9 protein-coding genes and 1 rRNA gene are annotated in these 9,101 nt (G+C 43.4%); 1 reads left to right on the top strand and 9 read right to left on the bottom strand.

Annotated features, from left to right (window positions below; all coding sequences use genetic code 11):
- Positions 1-67: helix-turn-helix domain-containing protein (locus G593_RS21655; protein ID WP_334290743.1), on the bottom strand; the 67-nt coding region annotated here is incomplete at its 3' end.
- A gap of 1 nt (position 68) precedes the next feature.
- Entirely contained in the window at positions 69-728 is a 660-nt protein-coding gene (locus G593_RS0117730; protein WP_029732540.1) for an IS607 family transposase, read from the bottom strand.
- A 225-nt stretch (positions 729-953) separates the two neighbouring features.
- On the opposite strand from G593_RS0117730, the gene G593_RS0117725 reads away from it, so the two are divergent.
- Positions 954-1,844 (top strand): RluA family pseudouridine synthase, encoded by an 891-nt coding sequence (locus G593_RS0117725; protein WP_029732539.1) that lies wholly within the window; start codon positions 954-956, stop codon positions 1,842-1,844.
- 13 nt (positions 1,845-1,857) lie between these two features.
- Here the strand turns inward: G593_RS0117725 and yqeC are convergent, their stop codons facing one another.
- The 7 genes from yqeC to G593_RS0117685 form a co-directional block, all read right to left on the bottom strand.
- The gene (yqeC, locus tag G593_RS0117720; protein WP_005341016.1) at positions 1,858-2,619 is read right to left on the bottom strand and encodes a selenium cofactor biosynthesis protein YqeC; all 762 of its coding nucleotides are present in this window, start codon (positions 2,617-2,619) and stop codon (positions 1,858-1,860) included.
- Between the two features lie 67 nt (positions 2,620-2,686).
- The gene (locus G593_RS0117715) at positions 2,687-3,613 is read right to left on the bottom strand and encodes an alpha/beta fold hydrolase (protein WP_005341020.1); all 927 of its coding nucleotides are present in this window, start codon (positions 3,611-3,613) and stop codon (positions 2,687-2,689) included.
- Between the two features lie 3 nt (positions 3,614-3,616).
- Positions 3,617-5,110, bottom strand: coding sequence for a glycerol kinase GlpK (gene glpK / locus G593_RS0117710; protein WP_029732538.1), 1,494 nt, complete (start codon positions 5,108-5,110; stop codon positions 3,617-3,619).
- Positions 5,107-5,469: a DUF1667 domain-containing protein gene (locus G593_RS0117705; RefSeq protein ID WP_029732536.1), complete on the bottom strand. Its 363-nt coding sequence runs from the start codon at positions 5,467-5,469 to the stop codon at positions 5,107-5,109. Before G593_RS0117705 ends, glpK begins: the two co-directional genes overlap by 4 nt.
- A 3-nt stretch (positions 5,470-5,472) precedes the next feature.
- Positions 5,473-6,924 carry an NAD(P)/FAD-dependent oxidoreductase gene (locus tag G593_RS0117700; protein WP_029732535.1) on the bottom strand — a complete coding sequence of 484 codons (1,452 nt, stop codon included), beginning with the start codon at positions 6,922-6,924 and terminating at the stop codon, positions 5,473-5,475.
- 12 nt (positions 6,925-6,936) lie between these two features.
- The gene (locus G593_RS0117695; protein ID WP_029732534.1) at positions 6,937-8,475 is read right to left on the bottom strand and encodes an NAD(P)/FAD-dependent oxidoreductase; all 1,539 of its coding nucleotides are present in this window, start codon (positions 8,473-8,475) and stop codon (positions 6,937-6,939) included.
- A 308-nt stretch (positions 8,476-8,783) separates the two neighbouring features.
- Positions 8,784-9,101 (bottom strand): 23S ribosomal RNA (locus G593_RS0117685); the annotation flags it as partial.

Raw genomic sequence — 9,101 nt, 5'->3', positions numbered from 1 at the left:
AATTTTCTTTTTCCCTGGCCAAAGCCCAGTTATAAGCAAATCTTGAAGCACCTGCGTACTGAAACATCTTAGTTTTCTGTACGTTGTTTGGTATCAGCATTACTTTTATGGCTTTTACCATCTGTTTCCTCCTGTATCAATTCCCGGATAAGTTTCTTAGCTTTGTTCGCTCGTTTTTCTTGTAATTTGCAGCTGAATACTGTGATTATTTGAACCAGATCTTCAACAAGTTCCTGCTGTTCCGATTTTTCAGTATTATCAATAATCTCAATCTCACAATTATAAAGTGAAGCGATATATTCTATCAACTCAAAACCAAATCGCAATAGCCTGTCTTTATATAGAACAACAACCTTTTCAACCTGATTTTGAGAGATTCGTCTGATCAATTCCTGAAGTCCTTTTTTCTTATAATTAATCCCAGAACCGATATCACTTATTATCTCAAACGGCTGTCCTTTTGCTAGAAGATATGTCTTGACATTATCAATCTGTCGTTCCAAATCATCATTTTGTTTATGGCTGGAAACGCGACAATATCCAATTGTAATGCGATTTTTAGGCTTTACATTTATTACTTGGTTGAGTTGCTCATCGGAATAATATCTATAGCCACTTACTGTAGTATGATGCGGATGAAGTTTTCCATTGGCATCCCAATTTCGTAATGTCTGAGCAGATACGCCTATAATTTTTGAAAATTCATGTATAGAATAATATTTACTCAAAGTATCAACTCCTTTCAATAATATTCTACTCTAATATCTTATAAAGCTCAACACCAACTTATATAATTTTATAATTTATATTTAACTGTTAACAACCTCTTTTCTTATAAATAATGGCTGATAAATAATGTAATTCACTGGATTTCCATTACACTGAAAAATGTGCTATACTAGCACTAATCGCCAGATTACTTTTTATTATAGACATTATACAGGAGAAATGCAATGAATCGAAATATCGATTATATCATAGATGAAGACAGTGCCGGCCTTAGAGTTGAGCAATTCTTACGCCGAAAGCGCTACTCCGGGCAGAATCTGTCGGAAATCAAAAGAATGCCGAAAAGTATCCTTGTAAATGGGGTACATTATTATATGCGTCAGGAACTTTCTACAGGAGACCATCTGCAAGTGCGGATCTGCGAGACACAAAATTCTGAGAAAATCCCACCGACGAAACTTCCACTCGATATCATTTATGAAGATGAAGATCTTCTTGTGCTGAACAAGCCTGCCGGCATGCCGATTCACCCGTCTTTAAATAATTACACAAACTCTATAGCAAATGCTCTGGCTTACTACTTTCAGTCTCAGGGAAAGCCTTTCATTTTCCGGTGCTGCAACCGTCTGGACCGGGATACTTCGGGACTTACCATTGTTTCCAAGCATCTGGTCAGTGGCAGTATTCTCTCGGACATGACAAAATACCGGGAAGTCCACCGGGAATATCTCGCGATTGCACGAGGTTCTGTCACACCTTCCGAAGGAACCATCCAGGCTCCGCTCGGGCGCAAGGAAGGAACCATCATCGAACGGACCGTAGACTGGGAACATGGAGAAGATGCAGTCACCCATTATAAAGTGGTAAAAGAAGCAAATGGGCACAGCCTTGTCTCTCTTCGTCTTGAGACCGGCCGCACCCACCAGATCCGTATTCATATGAAATATCTCGGTTATCCACTGATTGGTGACTACCTGTACAACCCAGACATGGAGTACATGACACGTCAAGCTCTGCACTCCCACCACATGGAATTCACCCACCCGATTACCGGGGAACATATGAGTTTCACTGCACCGCTGCCAGAAGATATGGCGCGGGTTATGCAGGAATAATTCAAGAATTTTATCAGAAATATTTCTTCAACTCATTTTGACGATTTTCACAATTTGTGATCATTACATTTTCAATGCTCTTTTCTTTTAACAAGGAGCGGATCTTCTCGGCCCGCTCCTTGCGGATTTCATCGTCACATTTATTCAGAACGACACAATATTTCCGGTCTTCCACGCCTTTTCGTGCACCTTGCACTGATGAAAGGATTTTTGCAATATCCTCTTCTGCTATCAGATGTTTATAACTCGTATTTAAAAACTGAACTGCAAGGTCTTTTCGAAAGCAGACTTCTTCTAATGGCTTCCCTAATGCGTCCATTCCCACAACCGCAATGACATCTGTACACTCCGGAATAATGACTGGTTCTTTCTCAATTGGCACCTTACAGGGAAGATGCTTTGCTCCGTCCGCTTCAATTAGTACAACCTCCGCTTCCTGCAGAACTTCCTGTAAAAATGAACTATCTGGCATACGCATTTTTTTCACAGATTTCTTATTTTCCATCTGATTTACTGCTGCCTGATCTCCTGCTGCAAGATTCTTATTGCTTTCACAATCTGTACCGATGACCGCAATCTGGTCAGATTTCCAGAGACTTCTCACTTCTTCAATATTCCATGCACGGATTTCTTCTGGCGGGGTCTGCAAATGTGTACTTGTCGTCACAATTACTTTTTTCCCTTCTTCTCTGAAAATTTCAGCCAGCGCATACATGGTCGTTGTCTTGCCACCACCGCCGACCAGCGAAATGACTCTTCTTTCTCTCTCAGCCAATTTTTCATCTCCTCGCGTTTTTCTAGTTCACCTTTTACAAGTCTTCTCCCGTTTCAGTCGATGCTGGCTATAGCAGATGCGCTTCCACCCACGCCAGTATATCCTCGTAAACCACCTGCCGGTCCAGCTCGTTTAATATCTCATGGCGGTCTTTCTCATAAAGCTTAAGGGACACATCTTTAATTCCACATTCCCGATACGTTTTTGCAACATTTTCCACACTTTTTCCGAAGTTTCCAACGGGATCGTCTGATCCTGCCACCAGATACAACGGCAAATCTTTCGGGATCTTTTCAATATTCTCTTTTTTCTGTGCATACTCAATGCCACAGAACATATGATAATATGCATTGACTGTAAAGCGGAACGTACACCATGGATTCGCCAGATAGGCGTCCACCTCTTTTTCATCACGCGTCAGCCAGTCCTTATCTGTTCTGGCAGGCTCAAACCGTTTATTATACCCACCAAATGCCATGTTATCCACAAATGTGCTCCGGTAATCATCACCTTTAAATGCGGCAATGACTTTGCACAGTAATTTTCCAAAAAATAATGCAGCTCCAGGCTGTGCTCCGGTTCCCATGACTATGACTCCAAAAAGCCCAGGTCCGTACATTTCCATATACTGACGGATCAGGAAAGACCCCATACTATGCCCAAGCATAAAATACGGCTTATCCGGATATTTTTTCTGCGTTATTTCCCGAAGTTTGTGAATGTCACCGATTACATATTCATTTCCATTCGTTTTATGAAAATATCCATGATATTCTTCATTTTGCACAGATTTTCCATGTCCCAGATGGTCATGTCCGACCACGTAAATTCCATGTTCGTTCAGATATTTTGCAAATGCATCATATCGGTCGATAAATTCGACCATACCATGACATAACTGCATAACCGCATGGATCTCCCCCTCCGGCTCCCATTCGATTGCATGAATCTGTGTCACTCCGTCCCGCGACGGATATTGAAATTCCCGCTTCATAATCTAGTCCTCCACCCACTCGAATGCGCGACCGACTGCTTTCTTCCAGCCTTTTAACAAATGTTGTCTCTTTTCGTCTGTCATGTCTGCATGGAATGTTCGGGACAGTGCCCAGTTTGCGCGCACGTCCTCTACATCTTCCCAGTAACCCACTGCAATTCCTGCAAGATATGCCGCTCCGAGAGCTGTTGTCTCCACACACTGTGGTCTGAGCACATCAACACCAAGAATGTCGGCCTGGAACTGCATCAGAAAATTATTATTTGATGCACCACCATCTACTTTGAGCGTCCGGATCTGTACACCAGATTCTTCTTCCATCACTTTCAAAATGTCATTGGTCTGGTACGCCGTAGATTCCAGTGCCGCCCGGATAAAATGTTCTTTTTTGCAGCCTCTTGTGATGCCCACGACCGTACCTCTTGCATATGGATCCCAGTACGGCGCTCCGATTCCGGTAAATGCCGGAACAAGGTAAACGCCTGCAGTATCTTCGACCGCAGTTGCATAACGCTCCGTATCTGCTGCTTTGCGAATCATACGCATCTCATCACGCAGCCACTGGATTGCCGCTCCTGCCACAAAAATACTTCCTTCTAATGCATACTGGACGGTTCCGTCTGCGCTGGCTGCAATAGTCGTAAGCAGTCCATTTTCTGAAGTCACAGCCTTTTCTCCTGTATTCATAAGCAGGAAACAGCCGGTTCCATATGTATTCTTCACTTCTCCGGCATCAAAACAGCACTGGCCGAACAATGCTGACTGCTGGTCACCTGCTGCCCCGGCGATTGGAATACTCTCGCCAAACATACCGACTTCTGTATATCCGAAAATTCCACTGGATGGTTTTACTTTTGGCAGCATGTTCTTTGGAATCTTGAAATAATCCAGAATCTTCTGATCCCAGTCTAATTTATGAATATCGAACATCATCGTTCTGGAGGCATTGGTGTAGTCTGTCGCATGTACTTCCCCACGGGTCAGATTCCAGACCAACCATGTATCAATTGTTCCAAAAGCAAGGTCTCCATTTTCTGCCTGCTTTCTGGCTCCCTCTACATGATCTAAGATCCATGCCACTTTTGACGCTGAAAAATATGCATCAGGTATCAGTCCTGTCGTCTCTTTCACATAGTCCGTCAGGCCATCTTCTTTTAATTGATCGATCCGTTCTGCAGTTCTGCGGCACTGCCACACGATTGCATTGTAAATCGGCATACCCGTCTCACGGTTCCACACAACCGTCGTCTCTCTCTGATTCGTAATTCCAATGGACGCAATCTCATCAGCACTTGCACCGATTTTACTGATTGCTTCGGTCGCAACAGATAACTGAGATGCCCAAATCTCCATCGGATCATGCTCGACCCAGCCCGGTTTTGGATAAATCTGCTCAAACTCTTTTTGCGCTACACTGCAAATATTTCCTTTTTTGTCAAACAAAATACATCTGGAACTGGTTGTACCCTGATCCAGAGCCATTACATATTTTTTCATACCCGTTCTCCCATCTTCTTTGTCGCGATTACCGGTACATTTGTCCCCGCAATATCCTGCACAATTATCTGCCCTGTTTCCACTGGCGCTTCTACGACAACATATTTTAATTCTCGCACGCATTCTAATACTTTCGCCTTAGGAATATCCGTCTTCGTGCGCACCGGAAGCATGCGCCCGTCACTCATTTTCACCGTACTTGTCACGGTACGCTCCGGACTTACCAGTTCCTTTCTGGCATAAGCATCTCCGCGCTTGCAAGTATTTCCTGTAACACTTATAACCTCTCCACGTTCCAATACTGCACATAATTCACATCCAAGAGGGCAGCCGATACAGATTAGTTTCTTCTCCTCCATAGTCTATCCCTCCTTCACCGTGATGATAAGCTGTTGTAAATCCGGATATTTTAAAAGTTCTTCCCTGCCAAGCAGAATCTCTTCCATCTCCCCAGGTGCTACGACTGGACGTTTCTTTGTCTTAATCCGTTTCTCGCTATTCTCTTCCTTACAGTATACATCGACTGCACAGTTTTTTACAACTTTTCCGACACGAAACCGCACTTTCAATTTATCCGGCATCTTGGACAAATGAATGGCAGATGGAACGGTATAGCGGACACAGCCAGTAGAAATGAGTGGAATCACTGGATCATTATTATCATTCATCTTGGAGGCCTTACCTATATCTGAATCACTATACTGACTCTCTTGGTCTATGCCATGATCACTGCTTTGATTCTCTTGTAAAATGTATCTCGCCGCACATGTTCCTGCTCTGTCCGCTTCCTCTGATACAAAATCCACAAGATCATGAACATGAAGCACATTTCCACAGGCAAATACTCCCGGCACATTTGTCTCCAGACTCTCGTCTACAACCGGTCCGCTGGTCACTGGATTTAATTTCACGCCCAGTTCCCGTGACAATTCATTTTCCGGAATCAATCCACAGGATAACAACAGAGTATCACATGCATATTCTTCTTCCGTTCCCGGAATTGGCTTTCCTTTCTCATCGACCTTGGCAAGCGTAATTCCTGTCACCCGTTCTTTTCCATGAATATCAACGACTGTATGGCTTAACTTCAGTGGAATATCATAGTCATTCAGACACTGCACAATATTTCTCTTTAGTCCACCGGAATAAGGCATCAGTTCCGCAACTACTTTTACATGTGCCCCTTCCAGTGTCATACGTCTTGCCATGATCAGTCCGATATCACCAGAACCTAAAATCACGACTTCACGTCCTGGCAGATAACCTTCCATATTTACAAGTCTTTGTGCCGTTCCGGCACTGTAGATTCCAGCCGGGCGATATCCCGGAATATTAAGCGCTCCTCTTGGACGCTCCCGGCAGCCCATGGCAAGTATTACTGCCTTTGCCTGAATCTGAATGATACCTTCCGTACGACTAACCATAGTGATAATTTTATCTGTATATTTCTTCTTGCAATATTTATCTTGATCTGCTTCTGAATATTTTTCTTTGTTATATTCACACTGATCTGCTTGAAGACTACTCTTATACTGGCTCATGCTTTGAATGCTCAGCACCATGCTATCGACCACATATGGAATCCCGGCGTCTTTTACCTGCTCAATATAACGTCCTGCATATTCCGGTCCAGTCAGCTCTTCTTTAAATGTGTGAAGTCCGAAACCATTGTGAATACACTGGTTTAGAATTCCACCAAGTTCTTTGTCTCTTTCTACGATTAAAATGTCCTTTATTCCCTGCTTTCTTGCTCCAAGCGCTGCTGCAAGTCCTGCAGGACCGCCTCCGATAATGACTAAATCACAAGTTTTCATTCCTGCACCTCCCTACAGCCATTCCTTATTTGTTCCTACAATGATTCGGGAATCCGGATTATTTTTACAGATTTCTTCCAACGGAATTCCACACTCTCTGGACAGTATCTCCATAATCCTCGGTGTACAGAAACCTCCCTGGCATCGTCCCATGCCTGCCCGGACTCTTCGCTTTACTCCATCCAGCGTCCGCGCTCCAAGCGGTCTTCGGATTGCATCCAGAATCTCTCCCTCAGTCACGGTTTCACAGCGACAGATGACCTGTCCATACGCTGGGTCTTTCTGAATCAGTTCCTTTTGTTCTTCCAGACTTAGTTCTGCAAAATGTACGATTCCTTTACGCGTCTCTATGAAATTTTCTTTTTCCTGTAATCTGCCTGAACTTTTTTGTTTATCAGCTACTTCGAAACTTCTTAAATTCCCCGAATCTCCTGGATTTATTTGCCGATCTGTATCTTCCATCATTTTTTTTACTAAATCACAGACATACACTCCGATTGCCGGGGCACTGGTAAGTCCTGGTGATTCGATTCCAGCCACATCGATAAATCCTGGCACATCAGTTAATTCTTCTATCTGAAAATCTCCACCATCTTCATGTGCACGAAGTCCTGCAAATGATGTAATGACCTGGCGTGTCGGAATGCCTTTTACAGATTTCGCAGAATCATTTAACACCTTATCAAGCCCTGCTCTCGTCGTCGCATTATCTTCTTTATCTGGAACATCATCGGCAGTTGGCCCGATCATCAGATTGCCATGTATGGTCGGAGTTACAAGAACACCTTTCCCCATTTCCCCTGGCACTTGAAAAATAGTATGACTGACCAGAGTTCCCGCATTTTTATCAAGGAGACAATATTCTCCCCTTCGCGGTGTAATGTGAAGTTTCTTCTCACTGACCATGTTGTGGATTTCGTCCGCATAAACTCCGGCAGCATTGATTACATATTTTGAATATAATGTTCCCTGATTTGTAATGACTTCAAATCCACTTACTTGATGGCATCTCTGTATATCCTGCACACACGTTCCAAATTGGAACTTTACACCATTGATTGCTGCATTTTCTGCATAAGCAATATTCATAAGAAATGGACAGACAATTCCTCCGGTTGGTGCATAAAGCGCCGCATACACAGAATCTGCAAGTGCCGGTTCCAGTTCAAGCGCCTCTTCCCTTGTCAGGATTCTTAACCCTTCCACTCCATTATCTTTGCCTCGCTCTTTCAGTTCTTCTAGTTTTGAAAGTTCTTCCTCGTTCTGGCAGACAACTAATGAACCATTTCTTTTAAACGGAAAATCCAGCTTTTTTGCCATCTCTTCCATCATAAGATTTCCCTGAACATTCAGTTTCGCTTTCAATGTATCTGGCTTTGCATCATGTCCTGCATGAACAATTCCACTGTTCGCCTTACTCGTCCCCTCACAGACATCACTTTCCTTATCCAGCACACAGATTTTCAAATCATAACGTGATAATTCCCGTGCCACAGCACAACCTGAAACACCCGCACCGATAATGATGATGTCATATTTCAAATCCGACATACCACGACCTCCTTGTTACATATTTCATCTCGTATGTGATTTTGTCTTTTTTGTACACACTAATCATAACTTTATTGTAACGGATTCTGAATTGCGCGACAACACACAATGAACGAGAATTGTATTCTTTTGATCTAATTCTTATTCGTGCGAATGCGCATCCTGCCGGAGGCTTCTTGTATAATAGGAAATACGACTTTCTATATACAAAAAAAGTGACTGGTTCATACCAATCACTTCTTATATAAATATATACCTTCAAAACTGCATATAAGAAACTTTTCAACATCTTTACCTATCCACCTTACTTGGTTATGCCCTCGACCTATTAGTAACAGTCAGCTCCATGTGTTACCACACTTCCACCTCTGTCCTATCTACCTCGTCGTCTTCAAGGGGTCTTACAACTTTCGTTGGGATATCTCATCTTGAGGGGGGCTTCACGCTTAGATGCCTTCAGCGTTTATCCCGTCCCGGCTTGGCTACTCTGCTATGCTCCTGGCGGAACAACAGATCAACCAGCGGCCAGTCCATCCCGGTCCTCTCGTACTAAGGACAGCTCCTCTCAAATATCCTACGCCCACGCCGGATAGGGACCGAACTGTCTCACGACGTTCTGAACCCAG

It is taken from the genome of Dorea sp. AGR2135 (assembly GCF_000420885.1).
GTDB lineage: Bacteria > Bacillota > Clostridia > Lachnospirales > Lachnospiraceae > Dorea > Dorea formicigenerans.
Note: the sequence above shows the minus strand (reverse complement) of the source record. Positions and strands in the feature narration are given on the sequence as shown.